The organism is Nonomuraea sp. NPDC049649 (assembly GCF_040675175.1).
GTDB lineage: Bacteria > Actinomycetota > Actinomycetes > Streptosporangiales > Streptosporangiaceae > Nonomuraea.
Genome location: NZ_JBFAOH010000038.1, coordinates 44,503 through 61,641 on the forward strand (window position 1 = coordinate 44,503; position 17,139 = coordinate 61,641).

General features: G+C 68.7%; 22 protein-coding genes. 9 read left to right on the forward strand and 13 right to left on the reverse strand.

Features of this window, described 5'->3' with window-relative positions:
• Positions 1 to 9: 9 nt before the first annotated feature.
• Genes AB0J42_RS31130 through AB0J42_RS31140 form a run of 3 tightly spaced genes read right to left on the reverse strand, consistent with a single transcriptional unit; the run spans position 10 to position 1,991 of the window.
• Entirely contained in the window at positions 10 to 672 is a 663-nt protein-coding gene (locus AB0J42_RS31130; protein WP_364300719.1) for a response regulator transcription factor, read from the reverse strand.
• Complete coding sequence (locus AB0J42_RS31135; protein WP_364300721.1) at positions 669 to 1,790, reverse strand: histidine kinase; 1,122 nt, start codon at positions 1,788 to 1,790, stop codon at positions 669 to 671. The genes AB0J42_RS31130 and AB0J42_RS31135 overlap by 4 nt, the downstream gene beginning before the upstream one ends.
• An 18-nt stretch (positions 1,791 to 1,808) precedes the next feature.
• Entirely contained in the window at positions 1,809 to 1,991 is a 183-nt protein-coding gene (locus AB0J42_RS31140; protein ID WP_364300723.1) for a hypothetical protein, read from the reverse strand.
• A gap of 69 nt (positions 1,992 to 2,060) precedes the next feature.
• Here AB0J42_RS31140 and AB0J42_RS31145 point away from each other — a divergent pair, with 69 nt between their 5' ends.
• The 4 genes from AB0J42_RS31145 to AB0J42_RS31160 all read left to right on the forward strand — a co-directional run bounded on the left by AB0J42_RS31145 (position 2,061) and on the right by AB0J42_RS31160 (position 4,803).
• Complete coding sequence (locus AB0J42_RS31145) at positions 2,061 to 2,615, forward strand: DUF2975 domain-containing protein (protein ID WP_364300726.1); 555 nt, start codon at positions 2,061 to 2,063, stop codon at positions 2,613 to 2,615.
• On the forward strand, positions 2,615 to 2,863 hold the full coding sequence (locus AB0J42_RS31150; protein ID WP_364300729.1) for a helix-turn-helix transcriptional regulator: 249 nt from the start codon (positions 2,615 to 2,617) through the stop codon (positions 2,861 to 2,863). Before AB0J42_RS31145 ends, AB0J42_RS31150 begins: the two co-directional genes overlap by 1 nt.
• Positions 2,864 to 3,019: 156 nt before the next feature.
• The gene (locus AB0J42_RS31155; protein ID WP_364300731.1) at positions 3,020 to 4,234 is read left to right on the forward strand and encodes an MFS transporter; all 1,215 of its coding nucleotides are present in this window, start codon (positions 3,020 to 3,022) and stop codon (positions 4,232 to 4,234) included.
• The gene (locus AB0J42_RS31160) at positions 4,231 to 4,803 is read left to right on the forward strand and encodes a hypothetical protein (RefSeq protein ID WP_364300734.1); all 573 of its coding nucleotides are present in this window, start codon (positions 4,231 to 4,233) and stop codon (positions 4,801 to 4,803) included. The genes AB0J42_RS31155 and AB0J42_RS31160 overlap by 4 nt, the downstream gene beginning before the upstream one ends.
• A gap of 65 nt (positions 4,804 to 4,868) precedes the next feature.
• Here the strand turns inward: AB0J42_RS31160 and AB0J42_RS31165 are convergent, their stop codons facing one another.
• Positions 4,869 to 5,288, reverse strand: a complete 420-nt coding sequence (locus tag AB0J42_RS31165; protein WP_364300767.1) for a DUF5980 family protein — start codon at positions 5,286 to 5,288, stop codon at positions 4,869 to 4,871.
• Positions 5,289 to 5,450: 162 nt separating this feature from the next.
• Between AB0J42_RS31165 and AB0J42_RS31170 the strand changes: the two genes are divergently transcribed.
• Positions 5,451 to 5,888, forward strand: a complete 438-nt coding sequence (locus AB0J42_RS31170) for an NUDIX domain-containing protein (protein WP_364300736.1) — start codon at positions 5,451 to 5,453, stop codon at positions 5,886 to 5,888.
• Between the two features lie 6 nt (positions 5,889 to 5,894).
• On the opposite strand, the gene AB0J42_RS31175 is transcribed toward AB0J42_RS31170, so the two are convergent.
• The 3 genes from AB0J42_RS31175 to AB0J42_RS31185 form a co-directional block, all read right to left on the reverse strand.
• Positions 5,895 to 7,952 (reverse strand): MMPL family transporter, encoded by a 2,058-nt coding sequence (locus AB0J42_RS31175; RefSeq protein ID WP_364300738.1) that lies wholly within the window; start codon positions 7,950 to 7,952, stop codon positions 5,895 to 5,897.
• Positions 7,953 to 8,041: 89 nt separating this feature from the next.
• Positions 8,042 to 9,301, reverse strand: a complete 1,260-nt coding sequence (locus AB0J42_RS31180; protein WP_364300740.1) for a sensor histidine kinase — start codon at positions 9,299 to 9,301, stop codon at positions 8,042 to 8,044.
• Between the two features lie 79 nt (positions 9,302 to 9,380).
• Positions 9,381 to 10,103: a DUF4097 family beta strand repeat-containing protein gene (locus AB0J42_RS31185; protein WP_364300742.1), complete on the reverse strand. Its 723-nt coding sequence runs from the start codon at positions 10,101 to 10,103 to the stop codon at positions 9,381 to 9,383.
• A gap of 217 nt (positions 10,104 to 10,320) precedes the next feature.
• Here AB0J42_RS31185 and AB0J42_RS31190 point away from each other — a divergent pair, with 217 nt between their 5' ends.
• Complete coding sequence (locus AB0J42_RS31190; protein ID WP_364300744.1) at positions 10,321 to 10,977, forward strand: response regulator transcription factor; 657 nt, start codon at positions 10,321 to 10,323, stop codon at positions 10,975 to 10,977.
• Between the two features lie 105 nt (positions 10,978 to 11,082).
• Here the strand turns inward: AB0J42_RS31190 and AB0J42_RS31195 are convergent, their stop codons facing one another.
• From AB0J42_RS31195 to AB0J42_RS31215, 5 genes are all read right to left on the reverse strand, one after another.
• A complete protein-coding gene (locus AB0J42_RS31195; protein WP_364300746.1) occupies positions 11,083 to 11,292 on the reverse strand; it encodes a DUF397 domain-containing protein in 210 nt (69 codons plus the stop codon).
• Between the two features lie 97 nt (positions 11,293 to 11,389).
• Entirely contained in the window at positions 11,390 to 11,590 is a 201-nt protein-coding gene (locus AB0J42_RS31200; RefSeq protein ID WP_364300748.1) for a DUF397 domain-containing protein, read from the reverse strand.
• 89 nt (positions 11,591 to 11,679) lie between these two features.
• Positions 11,680 to 11,889 (reverse strand): DUF397 domain-containing protein, encoded by a 210-nt coding sequence (locus AB0J42_RS31205; protein ID WP_364300750.1) that lies wholly within the window; start codon positions 11,887 to 11,889, stop codon positions 11,680 to 11,682.
• Positions 11,890 to 11,995: 106 nt separating this feature from the next.
• Complete coding sequence (locus AB0J42_RS31210; RefSeq protein WP_364300752.1) at positions 11,996 to 12,205, reverse strand: DUF397 domain-containing protein; 210 nt, start codon at positions 12,203 to 12,205, stop codon at positions 11,996 to 11,998.
• Positions 12,193 to 13,008, reverse strand: coding sequence for a helix-turn-helix transcriptional regulator (locus AB0J42_RS31215; RefSeq protein WP_364300754.1), 816 nt, complete (start codon positions 13,006 to 13,008; stop codon positions 12,193 to 12,195). The genes AB0J42_RS31210 and AB0J42_RS31215 overlap by 13 nt, the downstream gene beginning before the upstream one ends.
• A gap of 193 nt (positions 13,009 to 13,201) precedes the next feature.
• Here AB0J42_RS31215 and AB0J42_RS31220 point away from each other — a divergent pair, with 193 nt between their 5' ends.
• Positions 13,202 to 13,648, forward strand: a complete 447-nt coding sequence (locus tag AB0J42_RS31220) for an ATP-binding protein (protein WP_364300756.1) — start codon at positions 13,202 to 13,204, stop codon at positions 13,646 to 13,648.
• 442 nt (positions 13,649 to 14,090) lie between these two features.
• On the opposite strand, the gene AB0J42_RS31225 is transcribed toward AB0J42_RS31220, so the two are convergent.
• Positions 14,091 to 14,621 (reverse strand): very short patch repair endonuclease, encoded by a 531-nt coding sequence (locus tag AB0J42_RS31225; RefSeq protein WP_364300758.1) that lies wholly within the window; start codon positions 14,619 to 14,621, stop codon positions 14,091 to 14,093.
• Positions 14,622 to 14,710: 89 nt separating this feature from the next.
• Between AB0J42_RS31225 and dcm the strand changes: the two genes are divergently transcribed.
• Both dcm and AB0J42_RS31235 read left to right on the forward strand, forming a co-directional pair.
• A complete protein-coding gene (gene dcm / locus AB0J42_RS31230; RefSeq protein ID WP_364300760.1) occupies positions 14,711 to 16,162 on the forward strand; it encodes a DNA (cytosine-5-)-methyltransferase in 1,452 nt (483 codons plus the stop codon).
• Positions 16,163 to 16,254: 92 nt separating this feature from the next.
• A complete protein-coding gene (locus AB0J42_RS31235) occupies positions 16,255 to 16,998 on the forward strand; it encodes an NgoMIV family type II restriction endonuclease (protein WP_364300763.1) in 744 nt (247 codons plus the stop codon).
• Positions 16,999 to 17,139: the final 141 nt, after the last annotated feature.

Genomic DNA, 17,139 nt, shown 5'->3' on the forward strand with positions numbered 1-17,139 from the left:
CGTACCAGATCAGTCTTCCGCCAGCCCCTGACGGTGGGCGTAGCGCACGGCGTCGGCCCGGCTACGTGCCCCGATCTTGGTGAAGACGTTGTTGACGTGCGTCTTCACCGTCGTCTCTCCGATGAACAGCGAGGCGGCGATCCGGGCGTTGCTCAGCCCCTTCGCGATCAGCCGCAGGACCTCGACCTCGCGGGGGGTGAGCCCGTCGGGGTTGCGCCACTCGGCGTCCGGCTGCTCGGCCCGCAGCATGGCCATCACCAGCCGGCGCGACACCGCGGCGTCGAAGGTGGACTGGCCGGCGGCGGTGGAGCGCAGCGCCGCCGCGATCTCCGCGCGCCCGGCGTCCTTGGTCAGGTAGCCGCGGGCGCCCGCGCGCAGCGCCGCGGCGATCGAGTCGTCGTCTGCGTACGTGGTCAGCACCAGAACCGCGACCCCCGGGTGCCGCCGGATGATCCGCCGGGTCGCCTCCACCCCGTCCAGCACCGGCATCCGCAGGTCCATCAGGACGATGTCGGCCGGGGTCCGGGCCAGCAGGCTCAGCGCGGCCTCTCCGTCGCCCGCCGAGCCGGCGACCTCGACGCCGTCGAGCAGCCCGAGCAGCGCCACCAGCCCTTCCCGGACGATCTGCTGGTCGTCGACGACCACGACCCGGATGGGCTCCGTCCCGCTCACGCCGGCACCTCCGCCGCCACCTGCCAGCCGCCTTCCCCGGTCGCTCCGGCCGAGAGGCTGCCGCCCGCGAGGGCCAGCCGCTCGCGCATCCCCGCGAGACCGTACCCTCCCGGGCTCGGCCGGTCGCCTCCGGCGAGGACGTTGCGGACCGTGAGGCGCACGGCGCCGGCCCGGTAGTCGAGCTCGACCGTGATCGGGGCGCCGGGCGCGTGCCTGGCGGCGTTGGTGAGCGCCTCCCGGGCGGTGCGCAGCAGGCAGACGGCGGCCGGCGGCGGCAGCGGGCGCGGCGTGCCGCCGACCTCGAAACGGATCTGCCCGGGGTGGTCGCCGCCGTGCGCCGCGACGAGCCGGGCGACGGCCTCGTCCAGCGGCGGGACGTCGTCGCGGAGCGCGGCCACGACGTGGCGCGCCTCCGCCAGGCCGTCGGTGGCCAGCCGCCGGGCCCGCCGTACCCGCTCCAGCCCGTCGTCCAGGTCTCCTTTCTCGCTCAGCAGCGCGTCAGCCAGTTCCAGCTGGACGCTCAGCGCGCCGAGGGAGTGGGCGAGCACGTCGTGCAGTTCGCGGGCGATCCGGGTCCGCTCGTCGAGCGCGGCGGCGCGGGCGTGCTCGGCCTGGGCGCGCCTGGTCTGTTCGAGCAACTGCTGGGCGTGCTCGGCCTGGACGCGGTACTGCCTCCTGCTCAGCCCCAGCACGACGACGACCAGCATCACCGCGGCGTTGCCGAACGCGTCACCGGCCGAGGGCGCCGAGAGCGCGGCGGCCGTCACCACGACCCCGGTGACCATGGTGATCACGAGCGGGCTCGGCCTCGTACTCATGGAGAAGGCGGCCAGCCCCACACAGGCCATGATCATCGCCGTGCCGTCGGCGCTCGGTCCCACCGCCGCCGCCAGGGCCGACACCCCCGCTACGACGAGCGCGATCGCGGGCGCCCTGCGTTCCAGGGCGACGAAGACCAGCCAGCAGCCGAGGCTCAGGCCCAGCAACGTCCAGGTCAGGCCGTTCAGCACGCCCGGGCGCGCGGTGAGCGGCGCGGCCACCATCATGATCGTGCCGACCAGCCGCTCCACCCGCCACCCGGGCGACAGGTAGCCCAGCCAGGCGGGTCGTCTCCTCATGGGGCGGCTCCTCTGACGCTAGCGGCGCAAATTGGAGATGAGCTCGAACACCAGGAGCCGGTAGGCGATGAACCCCCCGAGCACGATCACTCCAACGACGGCCAACGCGACTATAGACTTCACGCCCGCTTTCCCCCCATTCAGAACCTGGCGGATGACCTGTTTGATCAGGTCGTGCCGGTCCCCGTCTCGTCCGTTCATGGAAGGACCGTACGAACAGACCAGGTCACGCCCCCACCTCCGGAGGATGGAGATCCGGGTGGAGATCAGGTGGAGACGACGCTCCCCACCCTCAGCGTCTTCGCCGTCTTCGGCGACTCCAGGACCAGCACGCGCCAGGTCTTCGTCAACCCCTACGCGACCGCCACCACCGCCGACGACCCGGCGCCCGCACCCACCGGCCCTCCCGGGACGGTCAGCCTCACGGAGCCCGCTTTCAACGCCACGCTGACCATCAGCGACCCCAGCCCCTGGCAGAGCTTCCTTCTGATCCTGCCCGAGCTGATGCTCACACTGGCGCTCTGTGTCGTCGCGGTCTTTCTTCTCCTGCTGATGCGCAGCTTCCGCGCCGGTGATCCCTTCACGCCGGACAACGCCAGAAGGCTCGCCGTGATCGGCGTCCTCCTGCTCTGTGTCGCCGCGATACCCCTGGTGGACGAAGTGGTCCTGCGCACACTCGTCTCCGGCACCTCACTGCAGGGAGCGGGCCTGCACGCCGCGGAAGACTACCGCTGGGCGATGGTCGTCGGCCTCGGCGTCCTGGCCCTGGCCGAGTTCTTCCGCCAGGGCAGCAAACTCCGCTCCGACCTCCAGGGCCTGGTCTGATGCCGCCGGAAGACGACCATCGGATCACCGTCCACCTCGACAAGCTGCTCGCCGAGCGCGGCCTGACCCTGACCGAGCTCTCCGAGCGAGTCGGTGTGACGATCGTGAACCTGTCGATCCTGAAGAACGGCCGCGCGCGGGCGATCCGCTTCTCCACACTCTCCGCGCTCTGCCGGGAGCTGGGCTGCCAGCCCGGCGACATCCTCCGCTATGAACCACCCGGCGCAGCCGATCAGCGGCACTCCTGATCGAGGGCAGGCGTCCGCGCTGCCTGGCAGCGCGTCTCGTCCGTACGAAGCAGCTCCGGAGGACGGAGACCGGGCCAGGCATACGGCTTGAACCGGCCAAACAGTACGGCAATGATCGAGCCAGACAACACACGGGGAACCAGGTGAAGGAGACCGATGGACTCTCAGTCGATGCCGGATACCTCCGATCCGGCCGGAGGGTCCGCACAACGGTCCCCCTGGGGGACGATCGCCGCCATCTACCTCGGCGGGGTCGTCACCGCGATGAGCTTCGGCAAATTCTCGCCGGTCGGGCCCGAGGTGGCGGCCGAGCTGCGGCTGTCGCTGTCGGAGCTGGGCTGGGTGATCTCGACCGTGGTCGGCGTGGGCGCCGCGGCCGGGCTGCCCGCCGGCTACCTGATCCGCCGCTTCGGGGCGGCACGGTCGCTGGTCGCGGGGCTCGTCCTGGTGGCGGCGGCGAGCGCGGCGAGCGTGGCCGCGGGGAACTTCGCCTGGCTGCTGACCGTCCGCGGCATCGAGGGCATCGGGTATCTCCTGGTGACCATCTCGTGCCCGGCGCTGATCGTACGGCTGGCCGTCGGGCGTGACCGGGGCATCGCGCTGTCGATCTGGGCCACGTTCGTCCCGATGGGGATCGGGGCGAGCACGCTCGCGGGCGGGGTCCTCGGCTCCGCCTGGGGCTGGCGCGGCTGGATCGCGCTGGTCGCGGGTCTGACGCTGGTGATGGCGCTGGTCCTCCGGGCGCGCCTGCCGCGCGGATCCGAGCGCCAGGCGGCCGGACCCGTCCCCCGGGCCGGCGCGCTGCTCTGGCCGGTGGTGCTGTCCGCCGCGTTCTGCCTGGCCGTGCTGGTGACCCTGCCGGTGGTCGTCCTGCTGCCCACGCTCCTCATCGAGCAGCACGGCCAGTCGGCCTCCGCCGCGGGCGCCGCGACCTCGGTGATCTCGCTGCTCGGCGCGCTCGGCGGGCTGGCCGCGGGCGTGCTGCTCCGCCGCCGCGCGCCGATCGGGGCTCTCGCGCTGGCCGGGCTCCTCACCGTCCCGGCCGCCTGGCTCCTCTACGGCGGCCCCGACTCGACGGCGGCGGCGCTGACGGGCGCCGGGACCATCTCGATCATGAACGGGTTCGTGGGCGCCCTCGCCATCTCCGCCCTCCCGCTGGTGCTGGAACGGCTCGACCACGCGGACGTCGGCAACGGCGTGCTCGCCCAGGCGGGCAGCCTCGGCTCACTGCTCGGCCCGCCGCTGTTCGGCCTGGTGGCGGGCGGGCTGGGCTACGGCGCGCTCGTCCCGGTCATCGCCGCCGGCATCGTGGTCTCCGTCGCCGGACTACTCCTGGCCGGCGGCCGGGCGGCCCGGCCACAGACCCCATGAGTTCACCCCGGCGCCAGTGCCCTCCTGACGTCCTCCGCGAGCTAGTCGGCGACCCCCACTGGCGGATCCGGTGGTCGACGCCGGACCACCCCCAGGCCGACATCGGCGTGAAGAGGGCGATCGTCGCCTCCCCGGACAGCACGCTCCGCCGGCTGCTGGCGGAGCTGGACGACATCGAGCCCGAGATCACGTACCTCCTCACGGAGGACGACGCGTCGGAGGTCAAGGCAGGGCTGGCCGCGCATACCGCGCTTCCCGGCGTGCTCGCCGCCCTCGCCACAGATCCGGACGCCAAGGTCCGCGCCGGCGCGGCCCAGAATCCCAGGACGACGCCCGAGCAGCGACGCGCCCTGGCACGCGACCGGGCCGCGCTGGTAAGGGCCAACCTCCTGAAGTTCGTGGAGCTCGACGACGAAAAGCTCCGGCTGCTGGCCCACGACCGTTCGATCAACGTCAGATGGTGGCTCGCCTCCTGGCCCACCACCCCGGACCACATCCTGGAGATCCTTGCCCGGGACCCCCATCCGGACGTCGCGAACCAGGCGGCGGCAGAATGGGCCCGGCGGTGAATGCGCGAGACGGCCTCAGCCCGCGTCGAAACGCTGCTTTTCGGACGCGGAAATAGACGCGCGTTTTAGGGGCAGCGTTCCTTGACCCTGATGGTGATGGGGTCGGACAGGGTCTGCGTTCCGTCCGTGGCCGTCATTTGCGCCGTGTAGACGCCGATGGGAAGCGGGGCGAACTCTACGGTGACCCAGCCGTTGAGCGTCGTCGAACCGTTGGGCCTGGTGTGATTCGATCCGGGGGGAAGCGCGTCGGCCTGGGTGAGGACCGCACCCGGCGGCAGGTCCTCCACCGTGATGTGGACCGTCGACGACCAGTCGCCGACGATGGCGGCTACGAAGTAGGTCCAGTAGGAGTGGGGGTGCTGGATGCAGATCTGGTTTTCTCCCCAGAGGTCCCAGCTTGACGCCGAGGCGGGTGTGCTGCCGGCCACGGCGATGGCCAATCCCGCCGTCACGCCGAGCGCCGCCTTGGCGGCGCGGTGACTCATTTTCACCACTTGCCTCCCTTAGTGCTTATGCCGGAAATTTCCTGACTCCGCAATCATTGATTCTTCAAAGACCTCTGACAAGAAAATTTCGGCATTCTTATGAAATTTTCATGCCGAAGGGAAGGGACCGCCGCGATCCCGGCGGTCGGGTAGATTGCCCCGGTGATCATCGTGCGTGTCACCGGAATCCTCGTCGAGGACGGGCGCATTCTGCTGCTGGATCAGGATGTCGACGATCGGTCGTGGTCGCTGCCCGGCGGGAGGGTCGAGCCCGGCGAATCTCTCGGCGACGCGCTCGTACGGGAGATGCGCGAGGAGACCGGGCTCGACGTGCGCGTCGAAAGACTGCTGTACGTGTGCGACCACCTTCCCGTCGGCGGCCCGCACGTCGTCCACATGACGTTCGAGATCTCCCGCGTCGGCGGCGAGCTGGGCCGTCTCACCGAGGGGGTCGACACCAACCGGATCAGGGGTGTGCGGTTCGTCCCGTTCGACGAGCTGACGGGGCTCGGGTTCGGGTCCCGGTTCGCGGAGCTGGCGCGGGCGGGGTGGCCGGGGGCCGGCTCGTACGCAGGCGCGAAGAAGAACATCGGCCTCTGACGCCCGTCATGCCTTGGTGAGGACCTGGCTCTCGCGCAGCCCGAAGCGGGCGTGGAAGCGGCGCAGCGGCCGCGGCGCCCACCAGTTGGCCTCCCCGCACAGCGTCATCACGGCCGGTACGAGCAGGCAGCGCACGATGGTGGCGTCGATGAGCACCGCCACGAAGAGACCGACGCCGAGCTGCTCGATGTCGCTCAGCCTGGCGGTGCCGAAGCAGGCGAAGACGATCAGCATGAGCAGCGCCGCGCAGGTGATGATCCGCCCGTTGACCTGGAGCCCGCGCCGGACGGCGACGTCGTTGGCGGCCCCGTCGTCCACGGCCTCCTTGATCCGGCCGAGCAGGAACACCTCGTAGTCGGTGGAGAAGGCGAAGGCGAAGACGAACACCACCAGGAACACATAGGGACTGAGCCCCGGCAGGGTCAGCAGGTCCAGCGGCCCGGCCAGCCAGCCGTGCTGGAACAGCAGCGTCATCACCCCGAACGTGGCCGCCAGCGACAGCAGGCTCATCACGAGCGCGCTCAGCGGCACCAGCAACGACCCGGTCATGAGGAACAGCAGCACGAACACGGCCACGACCACCGCGACGGCCCGGGGCAGGGCGGCGGCGGTCTCCTCCGTAAGGTCGATCAGCACGGCGGCCTCCCCCGCCACCCAGGAGCCGCCGGGCGGCCGGTCCGCGCGGACGCGTTCGACCAGGTCCCGCGCCTCCCGGCTCTGCGAGCCCGCCCGGGTGTCCAGGACGACGGAGGTCAGGCCGGGGCCCTCGGTCACGACGGGGCGTACGGTGGCCACGGCCGGGTCGTCGCGCCACCTGGCCGCCCACGCGGTGAGGGTGGCCTCGTCGGCGCGGGAGACGACCATGACGGCCGGGTCCACGCTCTGCCCGTAGCGCTCGTCCAGCTCGTTGGCGACGCGCACGGACTCCAGGTCCTGCGGGAGCCCGGCCAGGTTGGGCTGGGCCACGTTCACGGTGAGCAGCGGCGCGGCGATGCCCAGCAGGATCGCCGTGGCGGCCACGGCCACCAGGCCGGGCCTGCGCTGGGTGAAGCGGCCGAGACGGGCGAACGGGCCCGTTCCGGCGAGGTCGGCGGAGCGCCGCCGGGCCGGTTTGACGTGCCGGCCGAGGACGCCGAGCAGCGCGGCGGTCAGCGTCAGCGCGGTCAGCAGCGCGATCAGCGTGGCGGTCATGCCGGCCGCGCCGAGGGTCCGGAGCCGGGGCACGTCGAAGAGCATCAGGCCGCTCAGAGTCGCGATCACGGTGAGGCCGCTGAACAGGATGGTCCGCCCGGCGGTGGCCCAGGTCCGGGTGACGGCGGCGGCGGGCGCGTGCCCGGCGGCGAGCTCCTGCCGGTACCGGGCCACCAGCAGCAGCCCGTAGTCGATGGACAGCCCCAGGCCCATGAGCGAGACGACGCTGACGACGGTGGTGTCCATCTCCACGAACGCGGTGAACACCAGCACCCCCGCGAGCGATCCGCAGATCGTCACCACGGCTCCCAGCACGGGCAGCACGGCCACGGCGATCCCGCCGAACACGAAGACCAGCACGACCAGCGTGAGCGGCAGCGCCAGCATCTCGGCCCTGGTCAGGTCGCTCTGGGAGGTCTCGTCGGTCTCCCTGGCGATCATGTCGTCGCCGCCGATCCTGACCGTGGCGCCGGGCAGCGCGCGCAGGCGGTCGGCCACCCGGTCCATCACCGGGTCGCCAATCCGCCAGTCCATCTTCTCCAGGGAGACGGTGAGCGCCAGGCCGCGCCCGTCCGGTGCGGGCAGCGGCTCGTCCACCCGCTTGACGCCCTCGATGGCGCGGACGTCGCCGAGGGCTGCGCGGACGGCCGGGGCGGCCCCGTCCACCAGCGCCACGAGCTGGGCGCCGTGGTCGCGCCCGTCGGCCAGGGTCTGGAGCGCCACGTCGGACTCGGTGCCCTGCGGGGCCCGGTTGGCCGCAAGGGAGGCGAACAGCGGGCCCGCCGAGCCGAGCCCCACCGCCGTGATGACCAGCCAGACGGCCACCACCCACCAGCGGCGGCGGAAACAGGAAATGCCTAAACGTGCGATCATGCGACCAGGCTCGCACCCGGCATAGCCGCAGGTCACGGATGGTAGTGCCCGTTTTATGGTGGCACTAGGTACAGGTCGCCCTCCCGCGTTCAGTCCACGTACGGAAGCGCGACGTCGATCGTGGTGCCCGCGCCCGGCCGGCTGTCGAGGGTGAACGTCCCGTCGGCGGAGGCGACCCGCTGGCTCAGCCCGCGCAGCCCGGTGCCCGCGCTCATGTCCGCGCCGCCGCGCCCGTCGTCGGAGATCCGGACGCGCAGCCCGCCGTCGTACGCGCCGACGGTCACCTCGGCCTGGCTCGCGCCCGAGTGCCGGGCCACGTTCGTCAGGGCCTCGCAGACCACGAAGTACGCGATCGACTCGATGAGCGGCGGCGGGCGGCCCGGCAGGTCCACGCTGATCGCCACCGGCACCGGCGAGCGGCTGACCACGCCGGACAGCGCCGCGTCGAGCCCGCGGTCGTCCAGGACGGAGGGGTGCAGGCCGCGGATGAAGCCGCGCAGCTCGGCCAGCGCCCGGGTGGCCTCCTCCTGGGCCTCGGCGATGGCCCGGCGCGCGGCCTCGGGCAGGTAGGGCAGCGTCTCCCCGGCGATGGCCAGGTTGACCGCCAGCGCGGTCAGCCGCTGCTGGGTGCCGTCGTGCAGGTCCCGCTCGATCCTGCGGCGCTCGGCCTCGACGGCCTCCAGCAGCCCGGCCCGGCTCTCGGCGAGCTGCTTCTCGCGGGCGTTGCCGAGGAGCGCCATCGCGGCGCCCACGTCGATGGCGGTGGCGGCGCGGGCCACCCAGGGGGCCAGGAAGAGCGCGGCCAGCCCGGTCGCCACCATCAGGGCCAGGGTGAGCGGGTCGGCGAGCCGCCAGCCGAACATGTTCATGCCGGGCAGCGCCCATATGTAGAGGGGGGCCAGGGTGAACGTCAGCGCGGCGGCCACGGCCAGGGCCGTCACGGCGAATCCGGCCCCGCCGATCAGCGGGGCGATCAGGTGGTAGCTGAGCTGACGCCAGGTCGCCTCCCTGCGCGCCTCGCTCAGCACCCGGGCCAGCCAGCGGCCCTCGGCGGGCCTCCGTACGACGGGGATGTCCACGCCGAGCAGCGCCGCGAACCGCGAGCGCTGCACGGCGGTGCAGCAGCGTACGGACCACGCCAGCGCGGCCTGCGCGAACACGGCCATCACGGTCAGCACGATCGACAGCGACAGGCTCATGGTGAGCACCCCGAGCACGCCGAGCACGACGAATCCCGCCAGAGCCACGGGCAGCCCGGCGGCCAGATGCAGGATCGACCGCCAGGTGCGCCCGCTCACCGGAGCCCGCAGGACAGCGCCTAGCACCCCACGCCAAGGGGCGTCGTCCACCGTGGGAGCGTCTCCCGGTATGGCCCCGATCCCCCGCCGGGGACCCGTCCCGGTCGTGGGAGCGTCCTCGCGCCTGTGTTCACCAGGCATAGGAGGGGTCCCCCACGGTGATGTCGGCGGTCTCCGTGCGGGCCTCGATCGTGGCGGGCGCGCCGGGGTCCTGGCCGACCGCCACGGTCGCCACGCCTTCGGCGGCTTCGGCCCGTACGTTGTAGGCGCGTCCGCGCGGCACCGTGACCGTGATGTCCCCCGACGACGTGCGCACCGCGACGCGGCCGGGAACGGCGCTGAAGGCCAGCGCCACGTCGCCCGTCCCGCCGGTGGCGCTCACGTCACCGGCGCCTAGCCCGCTGCCGCGCACGTCGCCCGACGCGGTGTCGACGGTGATCCGGCCGCGCAGGTCCGCCAGCCGCACCGCGCCGGTCGAGGTCCGCACCGACACCGGCAGGTCCGCGGGCACCCACACGTGGTACGCGGTCGAGCAGCCGGGCAGCTGGGGCCCGGCCGGGCAGTCCGTGCTCAGCCGCAGCGTGTCGCCCCGCCACTGCTCGCGCGCCGCGGGCTTGGCCGAAGCCCAGGTCAGATGGCGCTCGACCGATACGCCGCCGGACTCGTACGCCTGGAGCACGACCTCCGTGCTCTGCACGTCGATCTCCAGCAGCGCCGGCCGCCGGTATTCAAGCCGCTGCGTCTCCGACTGCCTGCCCAGCCACGACAGCAGGCTCACCATGCACGCCAGGACGGTGAAGACCAGCACCACCCCGCCCACGGCCAGCCATAACGAGCGCGCGCTCTCCTGCACAGAGATCAGGCTACGCGCGGCCCCGCACGTCGGGACAGATCGGCAGGAAACCCACGGCCGCGCCTCCTGCACAGGCGTCGGCTAGGCGCGGCGCCTTTGCGCCGGGACAGATCGGTAGGATCACTCTGGCGATCATGGCTTTGCCGGATCGGCCGTCCAGGCCCGTAGAGTGGGGCCGGCTCAAGTGATGCTGACGTTGCGTGATCTGGGAGAAGCCGTGCGCGTGGCTGTCGCTGAGGACTCCGTTCTGCTGCGGGAGGGCATCACCCGGATCCTGGAGGCCAGTGACATCGAGGTCGTCGCGGCCGTCGGCGACGCCGAGGCGCTGCTCGCGGCGGTGGAGACCGCCTCTCCCGATGTGGTCGTCGTGGATGTCCGGATGCCACCGACCAACACCACCGAGGGGCTGCGGGCCGCGCTGAAGCTGCGCAAGGAGCGGCCGGAGATCGCGGTGCTGGTGCTGTCGCAGTTCGTGGAGGAGCATTACGCGACCGACCTGCTCTCGGGTGACATGTCCGGCGTCGGCTACCTGCTGAAGGACCGGGTGGTGGACGTCAAGGGCTTCGTCCGGGCCGTGCGGCAGGTGGCCGGGGGCGGCACGGTGCTCGACCCCGAGGTGGTCTCCCAGGTGCTGGCCCGGCACCGCGACCCTCTCAAGGAGCTGACGCCCCGCGAGCTGGAAGTGCTCGGGCAGATGGCGCAGGGGCGCTCGAACTCCGGGATCGCCGCCGCGCTCTCGGTCAGCGAGAGCGCGGTGGCCAAGCACGTCAACAACATCTTCGCCAAGCTGGGGCTGGCGCCGGCGGACTCCGACCACCGGCGCGTGATCGCGGTGCTCCGGTTCCTGCGGTCAGCGGGCGCGCCCCGCTCCTGAGCATCTGTGGCCCGGTGGCGGGGCCGGCCGGGCGCGCTTCCCGCATCCACTCCAGAGGCAGGGCGCACCAGCATCAGCACACGCCGGACGCCCGCCCGTGACGGGTCAGGCCAGGTCGAACTCGCCGTCCTTGACGCCGCCCACGAACGCCCGCCACTCCCCCGGCGTGAAGACCAGGGCCGGGCCGTGGGGGTTCTTACTGTCGCGCACGGCGACGGCACCGGGAAGATTGGTCGCCACCTCGACGCACTGACCGTTGTCGCCGCTGGCGGTCGCCTTGCGCCATTCCGCGTTCTCGAGATTCAGGGGGTTCATTTCTTTACCGCTCCTCTGGGCATCGAGCTAGGGCGTGGATCGCGTACGGACGACTTCCCCCACAGGTCGCCCCTTTCCGGCCAGCGGGGAGAGCCGATCACGCCAGGTCGAACTCCCCGCCCTTGGCCCCGTCGACAAAGGCCCTCCACTCAGCCGGAGTGAAGATCAACGCGGGGCCTTGGGCGTCCTTGCTGTCTCGGACGGCCACGTCACTGCCCTCAAGAAAGGCGACCTGCACACACTGGCCGTTCGAACCGCTGAAGCTGCTGGTCCGCCACTCGGCACGGGAAAGATCCATTTTGTGTGCCTCCTCTCCCCTGGTGCTTACCCAGCAGCTCTCCTGGCCGCTGCTCGCCTCCCGGTCACCAGTGCCGGGTGTGAAGGCGATCAGGTTATGTCGAACTCGCCACCTCTTACGCCGCTCACGAACGCCCGCCACTCAGCCGGTGTGAAAACGAGCGCCGGGCCTTGAGGGTTCTTACTGTCACGTACGGCGACGACACCGGGAAGGTTGGTCGCCACTTCGACGCACTGGCCCGTGTCAGCGCTGGCGGTGGCCTTACGCCACTGCGCGTTTACGAGATCGACGGCGTGCATATCCTCACCGCATCCTCTACGACCTGCATGGGCACCGCTGTGGGGGATTGCGATCGAACGGCTCTCCCCTACAGGTCATCCCTTGCCGCCCAGCAGACGGAACCGATCACGCCAGGTCGAACTCGCCGTCCTTGACGCCGCCCACGAACGCCCGCCACTCCCCCGGCGTGAAGATCAGGGCCGGGCCTTGAGGGTTCTTACTGTCGCGCACGGCGACGACACCGGGAAGATTGGTCGCCACTTCGACGCACTGGCCCACGTCGCCGCTGGCCGTGGCCTTACGCCATTCGGCCGCGTCAAGATTCAGCTCACCCATTTAGCCGCCGCCTCTTCGATCAACCGTTGTGACATGGATTGTGAGTGTGCGTCCGCTCTGATTGTTTCATACCTCACTTTGAGCTGCGCGACCACACCATAGTCGCCAGTCACATGTCCCGCGAGCAACGAATCCGTCGAAGCGATCTCCGCACCATCGCGCAACCGGGCCAGCACGAACCCCGTCACCATGCCGACTGTGCAACCGGCGGCCACTGGTACGACCTGGATGGTGATGCGCGGATGAGAGGACAGTTCCAGCAGGTAACGGAGCTGATTTGCCAGGATCGCTGTGCCGCCAATCGGCCGGTGGAGCACGTTCTCGTCGATCAGGGCCAGATAGATCGGACCGCCGGGAGCGTCGAACAACTGGACTCGTTGCGTACGAGCGAGCACCCGTTCCTCCAGTTGATCGGCCGGGGACGTGGAGGAGAGGAGGGCTCGCGCGTACTCGGGAGTCTGCAGACAGCCCGGCACCAGCAGCGGATCCCAGGATTGGAGGATGACCGCCTGAGGCTCGATCTCCTCGACCCAGCGGGCAAACCAGCCGAGATTTGGCGAATGGGATATCTGCTTGAATAGACCTACGAAATGCCCGTCCACCCCGAAGGCTCGATCAAGCCCTTCCGCGAAGTCACGCGTGGGCGCTCGCCGTCCTCTTTCGATGTGACTGATAAGTGACGTATGGCAGCACATTCGGGCGCTCAGGGCGATTTGCGATAGCCCGGCCTCCCTACGGTGCCGCTCAAGCTCCTGGGCGAAGCGAGCCCGAGGAGACATGGGGCCACTGGTTTCGATGTCCACCCCGTTCCTCCTGCCAGCGAATATCACTGACCGTGACAGTACAGCTACACATCAATGACCCGCAATATCTTTATCGTGTCGTTTTTTGTCACACATATTTCGCCATGTAAAAGCCCTATGGGCGCTGCTGAATCCGCATGCTTGGAATCCACGCAGGCGTACAAGACGCACTGTCTGTCACGGGGAGGTGAGCATGACCGCCGTTTCACCGGCCACCTGGCGCAACCACACCGAGCTGCCAGTCCACCCGCTCTCGGTATCTCTCGCACGGCGGCATGTGGCGCATGTGCTCATGGGCTGGGGCCGCGACACCCTCATCGACGATGCCCAGCTCGTGATCAGCGAGCTGGTCACCAACGGCATCAAGGCGTCCACCCCTGACGAGGACGAGGTTGCGGCGTACGGAGCACTTGCCGGGCGCTACCGGCGCCTGAGGGTCGGACTTCACCAGGCGTCGACCGGCGTCGTCCTTGAGGTGTGGGACTGCAGCCGCCACCCTCCAAAACACCGCAGCCCTGATACAGAGGCACTTGGCGGCCGGGGCCTGTACGTGGTCGACGCTCTGGCCGTCAGCTGGGGATACCGGTGGCCGCGAACAGGCGGCAAGGTCGTCTGGGTCTTGCTGGGTGAGCCGTCATGATCGATCCGGACGAGTGGATCTGTCCGGGGCTTTCCCCGCACCCGCCAGGCCGCATCGGCACTCCCGTGACGTCACTCGACTGGATGGCTGAGCAGCCCTATCGATCGCGAGTCCTGACCTACACCTGCTCGTGCCGGACGATCGTGTACGAGCTACTCGCCTCTGGCGGCATGTACCTGATCCGTCGTACGTACCAGACGACCCCCATACGCATCGCCTACGCCGGACCGTGGAGACGGCTCACGGCGGAGCGGATATGGGACTCCATCCTCACCGGGGAAGCGCGCTTACCGATGAGCCGCGTAATGGGACGGCGTAGCAGCTCGCTGATCCCTTCAGGGAGCAAGGACACGACCGCGGACACGCCTGGCGAACATCACTTTCTCCATCAGATCAGCACGATTCGCGCGGCAAGGATGGAGGTTTACCCGAGATGCGGTGTTCACTGCTCACTCTGATTGCCGGGACTGCTCTGGGTCACGCTAGTCTCGCTAGCATGTTCGGTATCCGGCTTCACCGCTGCCACCACGGTCGCCACGGCCGTGGTCAGGGCTTCGTGTTCCCAAAGCCGGATCACCTGCCAGCCAGCCGCCTCAAGCGCCGAGTTGACGCGCTGGTCGCGTTCCATGTTCCGGCGAAGCTTGGGCGTCCAGTACCACTCGTTCGTCGTGGGTTGCCGGCCATGCTCAGGGCAGACATGCCAGAAGCAGCCGTCAACGAAGACAGCAACCTTCTTCGCGGTGAAGACGATGTCGGGCCGGACCTTGACCTCACCCAGGTCCAGCCGAAGGTCCTTGCGGTAGCGCAGTCCAAGGCGGTGCAGCGCGCTACGCAGGGCGACCTCGGGTTTGGTATTGGATCGCCGGTTGGCCTGCATGTTGCGCGACCGGCCCTCGTTGAGCGGCGCTGGATAGACGCCCCGCTCGTGGGCCTGCTGCCTGGCCCGAACCCTCTTGCTCTCTCCCACGCTCATCCCATAGGGCGTACGGCTGACGGTCTTCTCCGCGAAGATACAGCTACCCACCGGTCCATTGCCTCGTCCGGGCTACGAAAGGGGTCCCAGTGACCGAAAAGCAGTCTCGCGTCATCGAGATCCAGGCTGGAGATGGCGAGCAGCTCTTCGACCTGAACAACGCAGGACCGGAACAGGAGCTCGCTGCCAGTGCGCCCGGACTGGGAACGGCGGCGGCAACAGACGAAGACGTGCTCAAGGTCGTTGAGATCTGCGCTGGGGCTGGTGGACAGTCCCTGGGGCTGGAGCGAGCAGGTTTCCGGCACTCCCTTGCGATCGAGCTCGACGAACAAGCCGCCAAGACACTCCGGCACAACCTCGTCAAAGTCCTCGGCTATGACGAGAAGGAGGCGGCTGAGACTGTGAAGATCGGCGACGTTGCCGACCCTGACCTGTGGAACCCGAAGGAACACTACGGCGTCGATCTACTCGCCGGAGGTGTCCCCTGCCCGCCCTTCAGCATCGCCGGCAAACAACTCGGCGCCACAGACGAGCGCGACTTGTTCGCGTGGGCAGTGGAGCTGTGCGGCCAGATGAGGCCCAAGGCACTCCTGCTTGAGAACGTCAAGGGTTTGAGCGGGAGCCGGTTCACGGCATATCGGCAGCGAGTGCTTGACCGGCTCAAGGAGCACGGCTACATAGCCGAGTGGCAGCTGCTGCAAGCGGATCACTACGGAGTCTCCCAGCTCCGCCCCCGGTTTGTCCTGGTCGCGCTACTGCCCGAGTATGCCGAATATTTCGAGTGGCCCGAGAAGAACAAGGCAGAGCCCCCCACCGTTGGCGAACTGCTCAGGGATTTGATGGCCAAGGGCGACTGGTCAGAGGACCGGCTGGACGAGTGGGTCCAGCAGGCAAACAAGATCGCCCCGACCATTGTCGGAGGATCCAAGAGACATGGCGGCGCTGACCTAGGCCCAACTCGCGCCAAGGCTGCATGGGAGGCCATGGGGGTCGACGGCAAGGGTGTAGCGGACGATCCTCCCGGTCCGACCAACCCAAGGGTGAAGGGTGTCAAACACCCAATGCTGACCGTAGAGATGGTTGCACGCATCCAAGGCTGGTACGGCGAGGAGTTCGAGGATTGGGAGTTCCTCGGCAGGAAGACATCTAAGTACCGGCAGATCGGCAACGCATTCCCACCTCCGGTCGCGAAGGCACTTGGCGTCGCGATCAGGAAGGCTCTGCGAAAAGAAGGCAGCAAGCGCACCTTGGTGGAAAACACCAATGCCGTCCTGGATCCCGTCTACAAGGTTCTTGCCACCAGCAGCCGCCCTCTGACCGTTGAGCAGATGGTCGCACAGCTAGCTGGAACTGATCATCCGCTGGATCAGCCAGAGGTCGAGCGGCATCTGAACCACCTCGGCCACGACTTCGAGCTGACTCAGACCCCGCGGTCCAACGGAGACGTCGCATACAGCCTCGGCAACTTCAAGGCGTTCCTCGGACAGGAGGACCACCTGCGGCATGACCTGTTCAACAAGCACAGAACCAAGATCAGCTAGCGGGTGGCCCACTGCCGTCGGCGATCGCCTCTCGTCACAGGTAGGTTTCAGCCCCGTGTGAACGAGTCTCTTGTCCAGTAACATCTGCCAGCGTGACCGCGCCTTTTGCAAAGCACCTCCTGGGATGGCAGCTGAAGAAAAAGCAGCTTCTCGTGCCCAACTCCGCAGATACTGACAGCTATCAGTCGGTTGCGCTGGCCGCAGACATCCTGAACCATTTAGGAGTCCCACCTGGGGTCCCTTCTGCCGTTCCCGCCAACCCAGGACCCGCTCTGGAGTCCCTGGTTGAGGACGACCTGAAAGCTCAGCTTTTCCAGCATCATTCAGGACAACCCTGGATTGTCTCCCGCAAGCGATTCGTTGCAGACTTTTCCCAATACCAACACCTTCGAGCGGTCGACAATCTAGTAAAAGACGACCCAACAATAGCTGTCACTATTGGCCAGGACTATGTGATCAAGCCAGACGTTACAGTTGCTATTGGAAACCCGAGCGGAGGATCACCGTTCTTGCACGCCGCGATCTCCTGCAAATGGACGATCCGATCTGATCGCGTACAGAACATTAGGCATGAGTTCAACCAGATGATTCGCCATAGACGCGGGCGCCAGCCACATCTCGTGACAGTAACGGCCGAGCCACTTCCAAGCCGCCTTCAAGCTATTGCCCGCGGGACTGGCGAAGTCGACGCCGTGTACCACATTGCTTATGACGCGCTTGCCGCTGCGGTGCAGAACGTTGGCAATTCTACACAGCGGACCGCTTGGGAAGAATGTGTACAGCAGGGCCGGGTACTCAATTACGCATCACTCATCCCTACACTCATCACCTGGTAACACTATGCCTGTGAAGCCTGCGTTCCGCAGCTAATCCATGATCCACGGCGCGTTCGGGCCTGAAACCGCAGGTCGGCGCGTTACGGCCTAGTGGAAACGACGAAAAGCCCTAGTGACACGACTTCTCCAATAACCCCGTCA